The organism is Candidatus Limnocylindria bacterium (assembly GCA_036523395.1).
In the GTDB taxonomy this organism is placed as follows: domain Bacteria; phylum Chloroflexota; class Limnocylindria; order P2-11E; family P2-11E; genus CF-39.
Genome location: DATDEH010000060.1, coordinates 14760 through 32099, shown reverse-complemented (window position 1 = coordinate 32099; position 17340 = coordinate 14760). Strand labels below are relative to the sequence as shown.

General features: G+C 68.3%; 18 protein-coding genes. 7 read left to right on the top strand and 11 right to left on the bottom strand.

Translation table 11 applies throughout. The annotated features are described in order from the left end of the window. Nucleotides 1–19: 19 nt before the first annotated feature. The 4 genes from VI056_08340 to VI056_08325 all read right to left on the bottom strand — a co-directional run bounded on the left by VI056_08340 (nucleotide 20) and on the right by VI056_08325 (nucleotide 3542). On the bottom strand, nucleotides 20–772 hold the full coding sequence (locus VI056_08340) for an SIMPL domain-containing protein (protein ID HEY6203039.1): 753 nt from the start codon (nucleotides 770–772) through the stop codon (nucleotides 20–22). A gap of 104 nt (nucleotides 773–876) precedes the next feature. Then, on the bottom strand, nucleotides 877–1248 hold the full coding sequence (locus VI056_08335; protein ID HEY6203038.1) for an FKBP-type peptidyl-prolyl cis-trans isomerase: 372 nt from the start codon (nucleotides 1246–1248) through the stop codon (nucleotides 877–879). 3 nt (nucleotides 1249–1251) lie between these two features. Continuing rightward, the gene (locus VI056_08330) at nucleotides 1252–2532 is read right to left on the bottom strand and encodes a Glu/Leu/Phe/Val dehydrogenase (protein HEY6203037.1); all 1281 of its coding nucleotides are present in this window, start codon (nucleotides 2530–2532) and stop codon (nucleotides 1252–1254) included. Further along, nucleotides 2529–3542, bottom strand: a complete 1014-nt coding sequence (locus VI056_08325) for a GNAT family N-acetyltransferase (protein HEY6203036.1) — start codon at nucleotides 3540–3542, stop codon at nucleotides 2529–2531. Before VI056_08325 ends, VI056_08330 begins: the two co-directional genes overlap by 4 nt. 20 nt (nucleotides 3543–3562) lie before the next feature. Here VI056_08325 and ribD point away from each other — a divergent pair, with 20 nt between their 5' ends. From ribD to VI056_08305, 4 genes are all read left to right on the top strand, one after another. Then, the gene (ribD, locus tag VI056_08320; protein ID HEY6203035.1) at nucleotides 3563–4627 is read left to right on the top strand and encodes a bifunctional diaminohydroxyphosphoribosylaminopyrimidine deaminase/5-amino-6-(5-phosphoribosylamino)uracil reductase RibD; all 1065 of its coding nucleotides are present in this window, start codon (nucleotides 3563–3565) and stop codon (nucleotides 4625–4627) included. Between the two features lies 1 nt (nucleotide 4628). Then, nucleotides 4629–5219: a riboflavin synthase gene (locus VI056_08315; GenBank protein ID HEY6203034.1), complete on the top strand. Its 591-nt coding sequence runs from the start codon at nucleotides 4629–4631 to the stop codon at nucleotides 5217–5219. Between the two features lie 14 nt (nucleotides 5220–5233). Beyond that, entirely contained in the window at nucleotides 5234–6514 is a 1281-nt protein-coding gene (locus VI056_08310; GenBank protein HEY6203033.1) for a bifunctional 3,4-dihydroxy-2-butanone-4-phosphate synthase/GTP cyclohydrolase II, read from the top strand. 65 nt (nucleotides 6515–6579) lie between these two features. Then, nucleotides 6580–7095, top strand: coding sequence for a hypothetical protein (locus VI056_08305; protein HEY6203032.1), 516 nt, complete (start codon nucleotides 6580–6582; stop codon nucleotides 7093–7095). A 12-nt stretch (nucleotides 7096–7107) separates the two neighbouring features. Here VI056_08305 and VI056_08300 read toward each other — a convergent pair whose 3' ends face one another. Then, on the bottom strand, nucleotides 7108–9120 hold the full coding sequence (locus tag VI056_08300) for a hypothetical protein (protein ID HEY6203031.1): 2013 nt from the start codon (nucleotides 9118–9120) through the stop codon (nucleotides 7108–7110). 60 nt (nucleotides 9121–9180) lie between these two features. Here VI056_08300 and ribH point away from each other — a divergent pair, with 60 nt between their 5' ends. Beyond that, nucleotides 9181–9717, top strand: coding sequence for a 6,7-dimethyl-8-ribityllumazine synthase (ribH, locus tag VI056_08295; protein HEY6203030.1), 537 nt, complete (start codon nucleotides 9181–9183; stop codon nucleotides 9715–9717). On the opposite strand, the gene VI056_08290 is transcribed toward ribH, so the two are convergent. From VI056_08290 to pxpA, 3 genes are read right to left on the bottom strand one after another with little or no spacing between them, the layout of a single operon-like run. Then, a complete protein-coding gene (locus VI056_08290) occupies nucleotides 9636–10541 on the bottom strand; it encodes a biotin-dependent carboxyltransferase family protein (GenBank protein HEY6203029.1) in 906 nt (301 codons plus the stop codon). The genes ribH and VI056_08290 overlap by 82 nt on opposite strands. Then, a complete protein-coding gene (gene pxpB, locus VI056_08285) occupies nucleotides 10538–11179 on the bottom strand; it encodes a 5-oxoprolinase subunit PxpB (GenBank protein ID HEY6203028.1) in 642 nt (213 codons plus the stop codon). Before pxpB ends, VI056_08290 begins: the two co-directional genes overlap by 4 nt. Further along, nucleotides 11176–11934 carry a 5-oxoprolinase subunit PxpA gene (gene pxpA, locus VI056_08280; GenBank protein ID HEY6203027.1) on the bottom strand — a complete coding sequence of 253 codons (759 nt, stop codon included), beginning with the start codon at nucleotides 11932–11934 and terminating at the stop codon, nucleotides 11176–11178. Before pxpA ends, pxpB begins: the two co-directional genes overlap by 4 nt. A gap of 81 nt (nucleotides 11935–12015) precedes the next feature. Between pxpA and VI056_08275 the strand changes: the two genes are divergently transcribed. Beyond that, nucleotides 12016–12615 (top strand): CHRD domain-containing protein, encoded by a 600-nt coding sequence (locus VI056_08275; protein HEY6203026.1) that lies wholly within the window; start codon nucleotides 12016–12018, stop codon nucleotides 12613–12615. Here the strand turns inward: VI056_08275 and VI056_08270 are convergent. Together VI056_08270 and VI056_08265 are read right to left on the bottom strand one after the other, a co-directional pair. Continuing rightward, nucleotides 12612–13295 carry a hypothetical protein gene (locus tag VI056_08270; GenBank protein ID HEY6203025.1) on the bottom strand — a complete coding sequence of 228 codons (684 nt, stop codon included), beginning with the start codon at nucleotides 13293–13295 and terminating at the stop codon, nucleotides 12612–12614. The two genes, VI056_08275 and VI056_08270, sit on opposite strands and share 4 nt — an antisense overlap. 32 nt (nucleotides 13296–13327) lie before the next feature. Then, the gene (locus VI056_08265) at nucleotides 13328–15457 is read right to left on the bottom strand and encodes a sodium-translocating pyrophosphatase (GenBank protein HEY6203024.1); all 2130 of its coding nucleotides are present in this window, start codon (nucleotides 15455–15457) and stop codon (nucleotides 13328–13330) included. Between the two features lie 132 nt (nucleotides 15458–15589). Between VI056_08265 and VI056_08260 the strand changes: the two genes are divergently transcribed. Beyond that, nucleotides 15590–15868 carry a hypothetical protein gene (locus tag VI056_08260; protein ID HEY6203023.1) on the top strand — a complete coding sequence of 93 codons (279 nt, stop codon included), beginning with the start codon at nucleotides 15590–15592 and terminating at the stop codon, nucleotides 15866–15868. Nucleotides 15869–15879: 11 nt separating this feature from the next. Here the strand turns inward: VI056_08260 and rpoN are convergent, their stop codons facing one another. Then, a complete protein-coding gene (rpoN, locus tag VI056_08255) occupies nucleotides 15880–17307 on the bottom strand; it encodes an RNA polymerase factor sigma-54 (protein ID HEY6203022.1) in 1428 nt (475 codons plus the stop codon). Between the last annotated feature and the right edge of the window lie 33 nt (nucleotides 17308–17340).

Below are 17340 nucleotides of genomic sequence, written 5' to 3'. Positions count from 1 at the left end.
TGCAATTGGGCAGGGCCGTCTACGGTGCGAAGTCGAAGGTCACCATGACCTGGACGGTCCACCCGGAGTTCGGTGGACAGCACCCCAGCATCGGCAGCTGCGACGAGGAGACCGAACGGATCCCGCCGAGCTGCCTGCCGCTCGCAGCAGCGAGGGCCTCAGCGTTCGTGCGCGCGTTGGCCACGGCCGCGTCGGTCGCCTTTGCGAGCTCGCCCGCTGACGGCTGCACGCTCCCAAAGGGAGCGCCGCCTTTGCCCCCATTGGCGTTGACGCTGGTGGCGCCGTTCGCCGTCGCCGCGTTCATCGCGGCCACGAGCAGGCGGATCGAGGGAACGTCCGCCGTGAGGTTGCCGCTCAGCATGAGCGCGCTGACCTGCGGCTGCGTCGGACTCTTCTCCGCGGGGAATGGTGCGGGCTTTCCGGCGAACATCGGGCTGACATTGAACCCGGCCATGCGGATGCCATCGGCCGGGACGCCCACCTTGACGAGCGCACCCTTGATCGTGTCGAGCCGCGCGACCATGTCGTCAGCGGCGGCTTGCACGCTCGCTCCATCCACGGTCGTCTGAATGTTGACGTACAGCGTCTGTGCGACCGCGAGAGGATCGGCCTGCGACTGGGCGATGCCGATACCCACGGCGGTAACGGTGGGAGCGTCCGAGGCCGGCGCGGCTGCCGATGCATTGACGGGACCGGATGCCACGGCGGGAGTCACGAGGATCGCCAGACACAAGATGGAAGCGATGAGTGCGGTGACGCGAAGGGCTGTCACGGGTCCACCTCCTGACGGATTCAACCGTCAGGCTGGGCTACGCGTGGTGGCGCGACGTCAAATTCCGAGTTCGCAACTACTACGAACGACTTCGTACTTGCTGGCTAGCGGACCGCGAGCAGGTCGACGATGAACACCAGCGTCTCGTTCGGGCCGATCGCGCCGCCCGCGCCGCGCGCGCCGTAGCCCATCGCGGGCGGGATCGTGAGACGGCGGCGTCCGCCCACCCGCATGCCTGCGACGCCGTCATCCCAGCCGCGGATCACACGGCCCGCGCCGAGCGGGAAGTCAAAGGTCTCGCCCCGGTCCCACGACGCATCGAACTGCTTCTTCGTCGACCAGGCGACGCCCACGTAATGGACCTCGACGGTCTTGCCCCGTGTCGCCTCCGCACCCGTGCCGATGACGAGGTCCTCGCGCACGAGCTCAGCGAGAGGCGGGCCCGCCGGGATGTCGACGCTCGGCTTCGTGGCCACGGCTTAGGGGAAGATCCCCCGCTTCTCGATCGCGCTCGCGACGCGTTCGACCGCGACGATGAACGCGGCCTCGCGCGGCGTGCAGTCGTATGCCTTCGCTTTCGCGAGCACGAGATCGCTCGCACGGCGCATGTAGATCTCCAGGCGCTTCTCGACCTCGTCGAGCTCCCAGTAGAACTGCGCGCGGCTCTGCACCCACTCGAAGTACGAGACGACAACACCGCCTGCATTCGCGAGCACGTCGGGCATGATCGTCACGCCTCGGTCCGCGAGCGTGCGGTCGGCGTCGGCGGTGGTCGGCCCGTTCGCGCCCTCGACGATGATCTTCGCGCGGACCTCGTGGACGTTGTCGGCCGTGATCTGACCCTCGAGCGCGGCCGGGACGAGCACATCGACGTCCATCGCGAGCAGCTCGGCGTTGCTGATCTTGGAGAGACCGGGGAGTCCCTCGAGAAGCCGCTTCGGATGCCGACGCACGTGCTCGATCGCCGCAGGGATGTCGATCCCCTGCGGCGCCGCGTAGCCACCACTTACGTCCGAGACCGCGACGATCTTGCAGCCGGCCGCGGCGAGGATCTTCGCGGTGACGCTGCCGACATTGCCGAAGCCCTGGACCGCGACGCGCGTGTTGTCGGGACGGCGGCCGGCGCGCTTGACGGCCTCCAGAGTGACGAACGCGACGCCGCGTCCGGTCGCCTCGGTCCGCCCGCGCGATCCGCCGAGCTCGATGGGCTTGCCGGTGACGACCTCGGGCGAATGGTGGCCGGTCATCATCGTGACCGTGTCGACGATCCACGCCATCGTCGATTCATCGGTGTTCACGTCGGGCGCGGGGATGTCTTGCTCCGGGCCGATGATCGGCATGATCGCGGCGGTGTATCGCTTCGTGAGGCGCTCGACCTGACGGCGCGTGAGCCTGTGCGGATCGACCGCGACGCCGCCCTTCGCGCCCCCGAGCGGGAGGTCCGTGACGGCGCACTTCCAGGTCATGAGCATTGCGAGGCCTTCGACCTCTTCGAGCGTGACGCCCGGATGGAATCGGATGCCGCCCTTTCCGGGACCGCGGCCGGTCGAGTGCTGGACGCGGTAGCCGGTGTAGACCTCGAGCTGTCCCTCCTCGAGCATCACCGGGACGGACACGATGAGCGTTCGTTCCGGCGTGCGGAGGAACTTGTGCATGCCGGGATCGAGGTTGAGCGCGCGCGCCGCGCTATCGAGCTGGCGCAGCGACGAGTCGCGTAGCTCTCGACCCGGATGGGTGGGCGCTGGCGTGCTCAGCGTCACGAGAAGCGCCTTTCGTACATGGTGGTCGGCGGCTCGGGCTTGTAGCCGAGCTTGCGGTTGATGCTCCGCATCGCCGCGTTCTTCTCGTCGTTCGTCGTGCCGAAGAGCTTCACGCCACGCGCGCGGAGTTCGCGCAGCGCGCGGAGCTTCAGCGCGAGCGCGATGCCTTTGCCGCGCTCGGCGCGCGCGACGCCGGTGAAATTCGTGTACGCGGCGCCGTTTTCCTTCACCACCGTCGCCGTCATCGCGACCGGGTGGCCGTCGCGAAGCGCGTAGATCGTGCTCGGTGGATCCTGGCCAGGTCCCTCGAAGAACATGCGCCTCGCGATCTCGAACGGCGGCGGCTGCTCCGGCATCGGCGTCGGGGCCGGGACGTCACGCGCCATCGCCCAGATGACCGGGAGGAGCTCGCGCTGGAACGCTTCGATGTCGTCCGCGCGCTCTCTCAGCAGATCCGCATACGAGGCCAGCCGGAGACCTGCCCTGCGCGCGATCTCGTCGGGATCTTCGAAGGCGGAGGCGTCGAACGACGGTACGTCGATGTACGCATCGATCCGCTCGTGGTAAGCCCGGAAGGCGACCGCCTCGGCGAAACGAGCGCCGTCGGGCTCGTCGCCACGCACCGCCGCGACGAGCCGCTTGGCCGTGTTGGTGCGTGCGTGGTCGTCGAGCTGCTCGAGCAGTGATCGCGCGACGCCGCGCCGCCGCCACTCGGGCGCGACGCGCAGTCCGACCCGCCACGAGCCATCCGACGACGCGAAAACGCCGCCGGTGCCGGTGGACCCGACCGCCTGGATCGCGCCGCCGCGGTCTTCGACGATCAGGGTCAGGCGATCGGGCTCGGGGCTGACCTCGTGCGCCCTTCGCGCCGACGCCGGAGACATCCAGCTGCTCGGTGTCGCCCAGCGGTTCTGGAACTCCACGACGCGCTCGATGTCGGCATCCTCGCCGACGCGAACGCGCAGATCCGGCGGCAGACGCCTGGAAACAGCAGCGAGATCGGTGGCCACGAGGGGGCAGACTACAACCGATGACCGACGAAGACACCCGGTACATGCGGCGTGCGCTGCGTCTAGCGGCGCGCGCCGCGGGGCGCACGAGCCCCAACCCGATGGTGGGCACGGTCGTCGTCCGCGGCGGCAAGATCGTCGGCGAGGGTTATCACCACGCCGCTGGCGAGCCGCACGCCGAGGTCAACGCGCTCGCGAAAGCGGGCGACGCGGCGCGCGGCGCGACGCTGTACACCACGCTCGAGCCGTGCGCGCATCACGGACGCACGCCGCCGTGCGTCGATGCGATCGTGACGGCGGGCGTGCGCCGTGTGGTCGCTGCGATGCGCGACGTGGACCCACGCACCGACGGCAAAGGGTTCCGGCAGCTCAAAGCCTCCGGCGTCGAGGTCGAGCAGGGCGTCCTTGAAGCCGAGGCGCTGCGCCTGAACGAGGGGTTCGTGAGCCGCGTGCGGCGCGGACGGCCGTTCGTTCTCGTGAAGCTCGCGACGACGATCGACGGCCGCGTCACGGCGCCCGGCCGCCGCTACCTCGTTGGAAAACGAGCGCTGCGCGAAGTGCATCGACTACGCGACCGCTCCGACGCGGTGCTCGTCGGCATCGGCACGGTCCTCGCCGACGACCCGGCGCTGACCGTGCGCGAGGTCAAGGGCCGGGACCCGCTGCGCGTCATCGTCGACACCGAGGCGCGGACTCCCCCGAGCTCAAAGGTGGTGCGCGCCAAGGACCCGCAGCACACCGTGCTCTTCGTCGCGCGCGATGCCGACACCCGGCGGACGAACAAGCTTCGCGAGGCGGGCGTCCTGCTGACGACGCTCCCGCGTTCGGACGGCGGCCTCGACCTCGGCGCGGCGATGCGCTGGCTGGGCGAGCACGGAGTCAACACCGTCCTGTCCGAGGCCGGCCCGCGTGTCGCTGGCGCGTTGGTGCGCGGAGGACTCGCGGATCGCCTCATGATCATCACGGCGCCGCTGGCGGGCGGCGACGGTCCGCCCGCGTTCGCCGGCGTCACCGGCACGTCCGAGCTCAGGAACGTGCGCGTGCGTCGCTTCGGCGAGGACATCGCCATCGAAGGAGATCTCTAGGGTGTTTACCGGCATCGTGGAAGAGATGGGCACGGTCCGCCACGTGGGTCCGACGAAGTCGGGCTCGCGGCTCGAGATCGCGTGCTCTCGCGTGCTCGACCGGCTGTCGGTCGACGATAGCGTCAACGTGGGGGGCGCGTGCCTGACGGTGATCGAACGCGACGACCGCGGCTTCGCGTCGGACATCGTGCCCGAGACGCTCGCGCGTACCACTCTGGGCAGCCTGCTTCGGGGAAGCCGCGTGAACCTGGAGCGCGCCGCGACGCCGGAGACGGCGCTCGGCGGCCATCTCGTGCAGGGTCATGTGGATGGGACCACGAAGCTCGTAGCGCGACGCTCGGAAGGCGAGGGCGCGCGGCTGCGTTTCGCGCTGCCGAAGGCGACGGCGCGCTACATCGTCATGAAGGGCTTCATCACGATCGACGGCGTGAGCCTGACGATCGCCGGTCTCGGCAAGACGTACTTCGAGATCGCGCTCATCCCCCACACCGCCGAACGAACGACGCTGGGCGCCGTCGGCATCGGCGAAGCCGTCAACATCGAGGTCGACATCGTCGCGAAGTACGTGGAGCGTTTGCTCCGAAAGTCGTGACCTAAACTGGTCATATGAAGACGGCTCGCGCTTCCAAGAAGATCACGCCCCATCCGCGCGTCGTCTCGCCCGAGCCGCCGTTCGGCACCGTCAACGAAGCCATCGCGGAGATCACCGCGGGCCGGATGATCATCGTCGTCGACGACGAAGACCGCGAGAACGAGGGCGACCTCACGATGGCGGCCGAGGCGTGCACGCCCGAGGCGGTCGCGTTCATCCGGAAGTACGCGAGCGGCGTCATCTGCGTGCCGATGACGGGCGAGCGGCTCGAGCAGCTCGAGTTGCCGCAGATGGTGCAGCGGAACGAGGCCCGACTGGGCACCGCGTTCAGCGTGACCGTCGATGCACGCGACGGCATCACGACAGGCATCAGCGCGGCCGACCGCGCCCGCACGATCCGGGTCCTCGCCGACCCCAACGCGACGGCGAAGGACCTTGTGAAGCCCGGACACATGTTCCCCTTGCGGGCGCGCGATGGCGGCGTGCTCGTGCGTGCCGGCCAGACGGAGGCCGCCGTCGACCTCTGCCGGCTCGCGGGGCTGCAGCCCGTGGGCGTGATCTGCGAGATCACCAACCCGGACGGGTCGATGTCGCGCCTCCCGGAGCTGAAGCGGTTCGCGAAGCGCCACGGACTGAAGATGATCACGGTCAAAGAGCTCATCGCGTATCGCATGGCACGCGAGCAGATGGTCGAGCGCGTCGCTTCCGCGAAGCTACCGACGAAGTACGGCGAGTTCACCGTCCACGGCTTTAAGGCGCGCTTCGGCAACACCGAAGCCGAGCACGTCGCGCTGACGATGGGTGACGTCGCCGATGGCATGCCGGTGCTCGTACGCGTGCACTCCGAATGCCTCACCGGCGATCTCCTCGGTTCGCAGCGCTGCGACTGCGGCGCGCAGATGGACGCCGCGCTGGCGCGCATCGCGGAGGAGGGGCGCGGCGTGTTCCTCTACCTGCGACAGGAGGGACGCGGCATCGGCCTCATGAACAAGCTGCGCGCCTACGCGCTACAGGATCAGGGTCTGGACACGGTCGAGGCGAACGAGCGTCTCGGGTTCAAGGCCGACAACCGCGAGTACGGGATCGGCGTGCAGATCCTGATGGACCTCGGCGTGCGCCGCGCGCGCATCCTCACGAACAATCCGCAGAAGGCCGGCGTGTCCCTCTACGGCTTCGAGATCGTCGAGCGCATCCCGATCGAGATCAAGGCCAACGCGACGAACCGCGCATACCTCAACACCAAGCGCGACAAGATGGGCCATCTGTTGAGCGCGGTCGCGGACGAGTCGAGCTAACCAGGCCCCTCTCGCGCGGGCATCGTGATGAACGTGGGCTGATGCGAGCGGAAGGAGTGCTGGATGTGATCCTCCCGAAGGACCGCGACCGTCGTTTCATAACGATCCGCCGCGGTGGGACGCTCACCGATGCGGATCACCAACTCCTCGCCCTGTGGGCGGCATCGTGCGCGGAGCACGTCCTTGCCCTCTTCGAGTCGGGTCAGCCTAAGGACCCGCGACCGCGTCAGGCGATCGAGCAGGTCCGCGCATGGGTGCGCGGCGAGGTCACGATGACCCAGGCTCGAGATGCGGCCGGCCATGCAAACGCCGCTGCCAGAGACCTGCGTGGGGCAGCACGGCATGCCGCGTACGCTGCTGGCCAGGCCGCCGCTGTCGCACACGTCGCCGCGCACGAGCTCGGTGCGGCCGCCTATGCGATCAAGGCCGCCCGTGTTGGCGCGGGGGGAGGAGCGAGCGAAAGCGCAGGGCGACTTGAGTGCCGGTGGCAGCGCGCCCAGCTGCCGGAGCCTATTCGCCAGCTCGTACTCGACGACCAGCGGTTACGCAACGACATCTGCTGGTCGGTGTTCGAGTGCTGAGAGTGTGCCTGGCTAGCGCGTCGCGTTCTGCCACAGGCTGGTCGCGGTCTTGAGGAGCTGATTGTCTGTGCCGCCCGAGAGGTCATGGTCGACGGTCGTGATCCAGCGACCACCACTGAAGAAGATCGTGACCCCGATGCCTTCGAGACGGCCCGGGCCCTCGCTCCGCTGCACGTCGGTGACCTCGGACCACTTCTTGTCGATCCCGACGATCGGCAGCGGGACGACCTCGTGGAGGCCGACATTGTCGATGACGAGGGTCGACGCAACAGTTGGCGCGAATGCGGCGAAGCCCAGGAAGAGGGCGGCGAACGCGACGGATGTACTGAGCAGGATCCGAGCGAGCTCGCGCGTCACGATGCGCAGCACCTGGGGACCACTCGTGTGCCAGCCCCGCACGGTGCCGCGCGCCCACGCGAGCGCCGACGATCCGAGCCCGAGCCTCAGGACCAGGCGAGTGAGCAGTGCGGACAGCCCGACCGCCATCACGAAGCTCCGGAGGTCGAGCCAGCTGTAGCGCGGCTGCACGACGAACGCACCGGATCCAGCTGGTGGCCGGATGTCCGACGCGAGGTTCACGATCTCCGGGAGCATGAACAGGCCGGCGAAGAAGATGAACGCGAACAAAGCGCCGGCGACGGCGGGCACGAACGGGTCATCGTGCTCGGCGAACTCACCGCGCACACGCTCGAGCGCGTTCTCGTACTCGAGCCACGACGTCGCGTGGTAGTTGAAGGTCTGCGCCTTCATGTCCTGCATCACCTTCGCGACGTAAGGCGCTAGGCCGGGCTCCGTCGCGCCGTCGATCGAGATGACCAGCGCACGCGTGAGCTTCTCGACATACGGCTGCGTCGTCGTACTTTCCTTCGTCTTGACGACCTTCTCGCGGTCGGCCTCTGTCTTGAGCAGGAGGCGCCCGCGGTTGCCCTGTATGTCCTTGACCTCGTTCCAGGTGTAGGCGGTCCCGGTGCGCAGCCCGACGAGCGCGACGCCGATCGGCGCGAGCTCGAGACGCGCCCGACCGAACATGCCGAAGCGGACGTCCTTGCGGATGACGTTGGGGTGCTTCCCGATCGCTGCCATGAGATCTAGATATGCCGGCGGCTTGAGCGGCACGATCGGGGCAGCGATGACGGTCGGAGTGAACGGCGCCGGCGCGACGAACGGCTTGGGAGCGGGCGGCGGAGCTGAGACCGTCGGCGGTGTGAAGACCGGAGGCGGTGCGAAGACCGCCGTCGAAGCCGCGACCTGCTCTCCGCGCTTGTCGCGCTTCGCGGCCTTCTTCGCCTCTCGTTCCTCGATCTTCGCCTGTTCGGCCGCGAGCTTGGCGGCCTTCTTCGCTTCGCGTTCGTCGACGATCGCCTGCGCCGCCGCGAGCTTCGCGTTCTTCTTGGCTTCGATCTCGGCGAGCTTGGCCGCCTTGACCGCGTTCTCCTCAGCGAGCTTCGCGTTCTTCTTCGCTTCTTCTTCGGCGCGCTTGATCGCCTTCTTGTCGACCTTGGTCGTGGGCATGGCAACCGGCGACGGAGCGGTAGACGAGGTGGAGGCCGCGCCGACGCTGAAAGGGCTGTTCGGCGAATTGAACGCGCTGGGCGCCGCGTTGAACTGACTCGGTGTCCACGCTGATGGCGCAGGTGTCGTCGGGGCCTCGGGCGCGGGCGCCTGCGGCGCGAACGAGAACGGCGAGTTCGGCGAGTTGAAGATCGACGGCACGACGGGCTGCGGCGGCGGTGCCGGGGCCTGTCGCGCCTGCGCCGGGGGCAGCGGGGTCGTGAAGGGATCCGGGTACTGCGGAATGGTGTTCGCTGCCTCCGAAAACGGGTTCGATTGCGGGTCCGGTTGCGGCACGTACTGGTCCGCCTTAGGTATGTACTGGTCCGGCTGAGGCATGTACTGCGACTGCTCAGCGGGCGCCCAGTCGGGAGTGGTCGGTGGCGTGGCGGGGGCGGCCGGAGTCTCCTCCGTGGCCTCCTGTCCAGGCGGGGGCGGCACAAGGCCGAGCGCAACGAGCCGGGGGTCGTCCATTCCTAGTTGAACGGTAAGGCAGGCGGGATGCGACGGCGACCCCCAATTAGAGTGCGACCGATGGCCACCGGAAAGACACGTGCCGGTAAGGGCGCGGGCACCAGTCGCGGCGCGCGGGTCGCGATCGTTCGCGCACGCTGGAATGAAGAGGTCACGCTCGCCTTGGAGCGCGGCGCGATCGAGCGCGCGGCCGATGCCGGCGCGAAGGTCGATCTCTTCGAGGTCGCGGGTTCGTTCGAGCTGCCCGCCGCGGTCGCGTTGCTCGCCGACACGGGTCGTTACGACGCCGTCGTCCCGATCGGTTGCCTGATCCGGGGTGAGACGCCGCATTTCGAGTACATCGCGCAGTCGGTGTCAAGAGGTCTCATGGATCTCACGCTCACCTATCCGATCGCGATCCCATTCGGCGTGCTGACCTGCGACTCGATCGAACAGGCGCGCGAGCGCGCCGGCGGAGCCGAGGGGAACAAGGGCGTTGAGTCGATGGACGCCGCGCTCGAGATGGTCGCGCTGCGTCAGGCGCTCACCCGCGCGCCATCGAGCGCGCGACGTTCGGCGCGCAAGGCGTCGAGCGCCTCGTCGCGTTCGACGCGATAGAAGCGGAGCGATTCGCCGGGCATCCGCTGCGCGACCCTTCCGATGTCGGCCGCGATGACCGTCGCGATCACGGGGTAACCACCAGTCGTTCCGTGATCGGCCAGCAACACGATCGGCGCGCCACCGCGCGGCACCTGCACCGCTCCAGCGAGGACACCGCAGCTCAAAAGCTCGCCGGCGCGCGGCGCGATCGGCACGCCGCCAAGACGCACGCCCTGCCGGTCGCTCGCGGGCTGGACGACGAACGCCTCGCCGAAGAACCGCGCGGTCACGTCCTCCTCGAAGCGATCGTCATGCGGTCCGGCCATCGCGCGGACCCGCTCGTCATACGCCGGAGGGTCGATGCGGCGGGCGGCGTCCTCGGCCGCCGCGTCCGGATCGCCGAGCGGTAGCGCGTCACCCGCGCGCAGGGCAGCGCCGATCCCCGCGGGCAGGTACGACGAACGCGAGCCCAGGACCGGTTCGGTCGCGATGCCACCGCTCACCGCGAGGTATGCGAAGCGCGTGCGCTCTCCCGAGTGCACGGTCACCGTCTGCCCAGCTCTGACAAAGACCGAGCTCCAACCCGGAAGCCGCGATCGCGTTGACAAGGAGACGTCGCGTCCGGCGACCGCGACGACTCGTGAATCGTCGCAGGTGAATCGGAAGAGGGTGCCGACGATCTCAATGCCCGCTGCGTCCGCGGCGTTGCCGGCGAGTGCGTTCGCGGCGGCGAGCGCGAATGGATCCGCCGCGCCGGCCGGCGGGACGCCCGAGCGCAGGTGGCCGAAGCGCCCGCGGTCCTGCACGGTCGATCGCAGGCCCGCGTCAGTGATCCGGATCACTGCGGGACGAAGCGCACGCCGTCGCCCGCGCGGATGAGCACCGGATCGGCGGCGCTCGGATCGAACATCGCGCGCGCGGTGCGCCCGATGAGACGCCATCCGCCCGGCGACGCGAAGGGGTACACGCCGGTCTGCCCGTCAGCGATCGCGACGGAGCCCGCGGGCACGCGCTCCCGCGGACGCTCGAGGCGCGAAGAGACGATCTTCGGATCGAGCCGTCCGCAGTACGCGAAACCGGGCATGAACCCGAGGAAATACGCGGTGTAGTCGCGTTTCGCGTGTAGAGCGACGAGCTCCTCGACGCTGAGGTGCGAGCGTTCGGCCGTCTCCGCGAGGTCGGGGCCATCGTACGTGGTGGGGATCTCGATCAGGCGGCGCGGCTTGTCGCCTGCGACGAGCATGGACTCGCGACGCTCGAGGAGCTCTGCCGCGAACTTTTCGGCTTGCGTGGGTGCGATGCGCAGCGGGTCGAAGCGAAGCACGACGGAGGCGTACGCCGGGACTGCGGGGCCATACCGAAAGGTCGTGTCCCAGTACTCCGCGATGCCGCGCGCCCAGCCCACGATGTCCTCCTGGAATCCGCGTCCGAGCTCGACGAGGAGCGCGCCCTCGCCGAAGGGGACGACGCGCGCCTTCACTGCCAGATGATCGCCGCCCGCACCTTCACGCCCGCGCCGGCCAGCGCCTCGCGCACCGCGGCCGCGATCGCGGGCGCGCCGGGCGTATCGCCGTGGATGCAGAGCGTGTCGACGGTCATCTTGATGAACGAACCGTCGTGCGCCTGAACGCCGCCGTCGCGCACGAAGGACAGCGCCTGCTTCGCCGCGACCTTCGGATCGGTGTGCAGCGCGCCCGCGAGCATGCGCGAACGCAGCGTTCCGTCCTTTTCATATGCGCGATCGGCGAAGCCCTCGCGCACGACGCGCAGACCCGCGCCTCGGGCGGCCTCGGCCAGCGCCGACTTCGGAGCGGCGAACAGCGCGACGTCGGTGTGCGCCGTGAAGACCTTCTTCACCCCTGCGATGATCGCCTTTGCGATCGCCTGGTCACGCCAGGCCTCGTTGTACAGCGCGCCGTGCGCTTTGACGTGAGAGATCCTCAGGTCCGGATCGACGTGTCGCAGCGCACGGAGCTGACGCGCGATCTCCTCGCTGAGCTCGTCTTGCGTCATCGCGACCGGGACACGCCCGAAGTTCTCGCGGTCGGGATACCCCGGATGCGCTCCCACGGCGACGCTGTAGCGGCGCGCGAGCGCGACGGTCGCGCTCATCGTCGACTCGTCGCCCGCGTGCCCGCCGCAGGCGATGTTCGCCGAGGTTATGAGCGGCATGAGCTGGGCGTCGGCCCCCGCGCCCTCGCCCAGGTCGCTGTTGAGATCGATCGATGGGAGCACTCAGGGAGGTTAGCGCGGCGGATGAGGATGCAGCGACAGAGCGTTGGTCCGCAGCCGGCGCTGGCTCGTATGCTCCTTGTGATGACCGGATCGCGCGCGCGATTCGTCTTCGCCGCCCTGCTCGTCGCATCAGCCTGCGGCGGCGCCGCCACGGCTCCGAGTCCGACCGTCGCAGCGAGCGCAGCGCCGGCGAGCACCGCGCCCGCGCCCACCGCGTCGCCGCAGCCCGTCGTGACGCCTGGCCCCGACCTCTACGCATACTCTGCGGAGCTCAAGTCGTCCAACGAGGTTCCCGCGATAGCCGACGCCGAGGCGACATGCGCCGGCACGGCTACCTTCAAGTTGGAGGCGACCACCGACTCCTACTACTACAACATCGTGCGCGCGAAGGGCACCTTCGACATCACGATCACCGGCTGCCCAGCGTCCACCTCGATCATCCTCGCGCACATCCACGAGGGCGCTGCGACGGTGAACGGACCGATCAAGATCGATACGGGTCTGGTGGCGACCGCTCCGATCGCGTTCGGGACCGGCGCGCGGATCCAGAAAGCCAACGTCACCGTCGACCCGCTCATCGCGCAGGCCCTCGTCACGAACCCCGGCAGCTACTACGTGAACGTCCACACCGCAGCCCACGGCGGCGGGGTCATTCGAGGGCAGCTCGTCGCGACGCGTTAGTGGTAGTGCTCCGCGTACCGGCGCTGCTCATCCGTGAGCGGGGATCGCTCGGGCCCTTTCCGCAGCGCGCTGAACCAGATCTCGTTCTCGATCCAGAAGCGATAGAGGAACTCGGAGAACGACTCCGCGCAGACTGACGCGTCATCCCTCGCCGGATCGAAACGAGCGAAGCGCTGCTCGTCGGCCTCGAATCCCAGCGGGGTCTCCGTGACGAGTACTGCCTCGGACCCGTCTGCCCCGACGTAGATGAGCCAGTGAAGGACCCACTGCTGGTCCGAGAGGAAATGGGTCAACCATCCCCCGCCGGCGACCTCGACCGGGAACTCCGCCAGGTCGAGATAGCAGAGCGTCGCGGAGCGCACGCGGAGGCGCGGTTCGGGCTCCGAGATGAAGGTCTTGAACGCGGGCGGTAGCTCGATCGTCGTGCCGCTCATGAGCGCGGCGAGCTGCGCTCGATTCGCTGCCCGCTCGGGCACGGGGTCACCCCGGTCGAGGCCCAGGTTGCCCTCGACCTGCGGCTGAGCGAGCAGCCACTTGAGTCCCGCATCGAGTGGCCGTTCGATCGTGGGCAGCTCCGCGTACGAAAACGCCGAATACGTGGCAAAGGGTGTCGGATGCTCCCGGTAGCCCGGAAGATCGGTCGACCACCACGCACGTGGAAGGGAAGGCAATGCGCCCACCGCTTCCAGAGCCTAACGGCGGCGATCCGACCTTACGGAATGAAGAGCGGCGCCAGGACGAGGGTGATCGTCGCGAGCAGCTTGATGAGGACGTGGAGGCTCGGACCCGCGGTGTCCTTGAACGGATCGCCGACGGTGTCGCCGACGACGGCCGCCGCGTGCGCCGGCGTTCCCTTGCCCAGCACCTTGCCCTTGTCGTCCTTCAACATCCCCGACTCGATGTACTTCTTGGCGTTGTCCCATGCGCCACCGCCGTTGTTCAGGACGGTGGCGAGGATGACGCCGGCCATCGTGCCGACCATCAACAGGGCGGCCTCGGCCTCCGCCTTGAGCAGGATGCCGACGACGATCGGAGCGCCGACCGCGAGGAGACCGGGCGCGATCATGTTGCGCAGCGCCGACGCGGTGGTGATGTCCACGACGCGCGCGTAGTTCGGCTCCTCGGTGCCGGCCATGATCCCCGGATGCTCACGGAACTGCGTGCGCACCTCTTCGATGATCGCGGCGCCGGCGCGGCCGACCGCTCGGATCGCGAGGGACGAGAAGAGGTACACGAGCATCGCGCCGAGGAAGCCCCCGAGGAACACATCGACCTTCGCGAGGTCGACGGAATTGAAGGGCTTGCCCGTCAGCTGCGCCACCTTGTCGAGGTAGGCGGAGAACAGCAGGAACGCGGCGAGGGCGGCGGAGGCGACGGCGTAACCCTTCGTCAGCGCCTTGGTCGTGTTGCCCGCCGCGTCCAGGCGGTCGGTGCGCTCGCGCGTCTCCTCGGATGCGCGCGACATCGACGCGACGCCGCCGGCGTTGTCCGTGATCGGACCGAACGTGTCCATGGCGAGGATGAACGCCGCGCTCATGAGCATTCCCATCGTCGCGACGGCCGTCCCGTAGATGCCACCGTGTGGCAGGCCGGTCACCTGGCCCCACTGATCGCCGAGCCAGTGCGAGATGAACAGCGCGATCGCGATCGTGATCGTCGATGATGCCGTGGTCTCGAAGCCGACGGCGACGCCCGAGATGATCGTGGTCGCTGGGCCGGTCTTCGCCGCCTCGGCGATCTCCTTGACCGGCCGCCAGTTGCCCGACGTGTAGTACTGCGTGATGTAGACGAAGGCCAGGCTCGTGAGGATGCCGACGACGCCCGCTCCGAAGAAGTACAGCGCCCCGCCCTTCTCGTTGAGCATCTGGTTCGTGACGAAGAACATGCCGGCGATCGAGAGCGCGATGGTGATGTAGTAGCCGGAGTTCAGCGAGCCCATCGGATCACGTTTCTCGTTCCCGCGGACCAGGAAGATCCCGATGACGCTGGCGATCAGGCCGAAGCCACGGACGACCAGCGGGAAAACGATCCACGCGACGTTGTGCGTCACTGCGTAGATCGCGACGCCCAGGATCATCGCGCCGATGTTCTCCGCGGCGGTCGACTCGAAGAGGTCCGCGCCACGACCCGCACAGTCGCCGACGTTGTCGCCGACCAGGTCCGCGATCACCGCGGCGTTGCGCGGGTCGTCCTCAGGGATGCCGGCCTCGACCTTGCCGACGAGGTCGGCACCGAGGTCGGCGGCCTTGGTGTAGATGCCGCCACCAAGCTGCGCAAAGAGGGCGACGAACGACGCGCCGAAGCCGAAGCCGACGATCGTGAACGGGGCCAGGTCCGGACGTTGGAATCCGCCGTAGGCGATGAACATGACGAACACGCCGATGAGCGAGAGGCCGACCACGAGTATCCCGGACACCGCGCCGCCGCGGAGCGCGATCCGCAATGCGTCACCGATGCTGTGCTGCGCGGCCGCTGCGGTCCGCAGGTTCGACTTCACCGCGACGAACATGCCGACGATGCCGGAGGCCATCGAGCAGACCGCACCAACGAAGAACGCGATCGAGGTGCGGATGGCAAGCTCCAGCGGGTCAGTCTCAGGGGCCGACTCGAAGCGGTAAATGACGATGCCGATCAGCACCATCCCGCCGATCGCGAGCAGGAAGATCGTGCGGTACTGCCGCTGGATGAACGCGACGGCCGCGACATAGATCGCGCCGGCGACCTTCTGCATCTCCGGCGTCCCGATCGGCGAGCGAAGGACGTCGTACGCGAAGTAACCGGCCACGAGCACGGCGACCAGTCCGGAGATGGGAACGATCCAAAGCAGGGGTTGCGCGTCCAAAGAGCCCTCCCGCTGCGCCGAAAAGTGAATTTACAAGAAGCAAGCGCCCGCCCCGACGGAGGGGGCCGCAGCGCTTCGGCGGCAGTTTAGGGCGGGACGGCGGGGGCGCGCAAACCGGGTATCGTTCGAGACATGCCACCACAGAAGGCCTCGAAGAGCGCACCCAAGGCCGACGCGTCCGAGAAGCAGAAGAGCAAGGACCGCGACTGGCTGACCACGAACGAGCTCGCCCAGCGGATCGGCTGGCGCGAGCACGCGCTGCGCGACGCGCTGCGGGGCAAGGAGCTGCCGGGCGTTCGCCGCACCTCGTTCGGCTACCACGTCGAGGCGTCGGCGGTGGATGAGATCAAGAAGGCCCTCGGGGAAGCGCCGGCGAAGGGGAACAGCTCGCTCAAGATTGCCGCCAAGTAGGTCGCCGCCGCCTAGACGTGCTTCCGTAGCCGCGCCGGCAGGATCTGCAGCTCCTCGCGGTACTTCGCCACCGTCCGCCGCGCCAGCTTGATCCCGTGCTTGTCGGCGAGCTTCTCGACGATCTCCTGATCGGAGAACGGCCGCCCGCGGTCCTCGGCGTCGATGATCTCCTTGATCACGTCCTTGGTCCCGAGCGACGCGGTGAAGAACATCGCGAACGGGACGACCTGACCGCTGGGAAGGAGCACGAACTTGCCGGCGGTGGCGCGACTGACCGTCGACTCGTGCATCCCGATGCGTTCCCCCACTTCGGCACGCGTCAGCGGCCGCAGTGATTGGATCCCGTGCTCGAGGAATTCGAGCTGGCACTCGACGATGACCTCGGTGATCCGCAGGATCGTCTGCCGGCGCTGGTTGATGTTGTCGATGAAGAACTTGGCCCGCGTGACGTACTCGCGGATGTGCTGGCGGTCGTCATCGTTCATCGGCACCGTCGCGGCGCCTTCCTTGCGCGCGGCCTGCAGCTGAAGGATGAGCTGGCGGTAAACGGGGTTCACGCGCAACAGGAAGCGCCGCGACTCGATCACCTCGACCTCGTACTGGCCGCTCTCCGCCTTCGTGATGATCACGTCGGGACGCAGCCCGACCTCGCGCCCGCCGATGCTCGTGCCGTCCGGCCCGGCGGCGAAGCCCTGCGCCGGGTGCGGGTTGAGGTTGTCCTTTATGTAGTCCCACGCGGCCTGGACCTCTTCGCGAGTGATGTGAAGCGCCTGTGCGACGTCGCCGAACTTGTGCTCGCCCAGCTCGCGGAAGTGGTCGGTGATGATCTCTCGCGCGTGCCGTGGTACCTCCTCGCCGACCTCCTCGAGGTGCTCCATCTGAATGAGCATGCATTCGCGCACGTCGCGTGCGCCGATGCCCCACGGCTCGACGGACTGGATCGCGCGCAGCGCGCGCATCGCGTCGGCGACCGAGACCTTCATCGTCTCCGCCGCCTGCTCGATCGTCACGCCCGGGTCAAGGTAGCCGTTCTCGGTGATGTTGCCGATGAGGTACTCGGCGATCGGGAGCAGGCGCGCTGGGAGGAGCACGCGCACGTTCCACGACAGCCATTCGGCGAGCGTCTGCTCTGATTCGGCGCGGACGACCGGATCGAACTCGTCGCCGTCGTCGTCGCGCTGCATGAGACTCGAGCCCTCGAGCGGCTCCGTCTCAGGATCATTCTGCCGTGGCGCCTTCGCGAGACCAAAGCAGTTCAGGCAAACGCGTCCTGGCAGCGGCTGCCCGCAGAGCGGGCACACCTGTTGCTCCTCGAGATCGAGCGCGGGATTCTCCGCCAGCTCCTGATTGATCGCGTCCTGGAGCTCGAGTGAAGACAGCTGCAGGATCGCATTCGCGGCGATCTGTTTCGGAGTCACCTTCAGCTGCTGCTGAGGCATTAGACGCATATCCACTTCGGCTACCTTACCCCA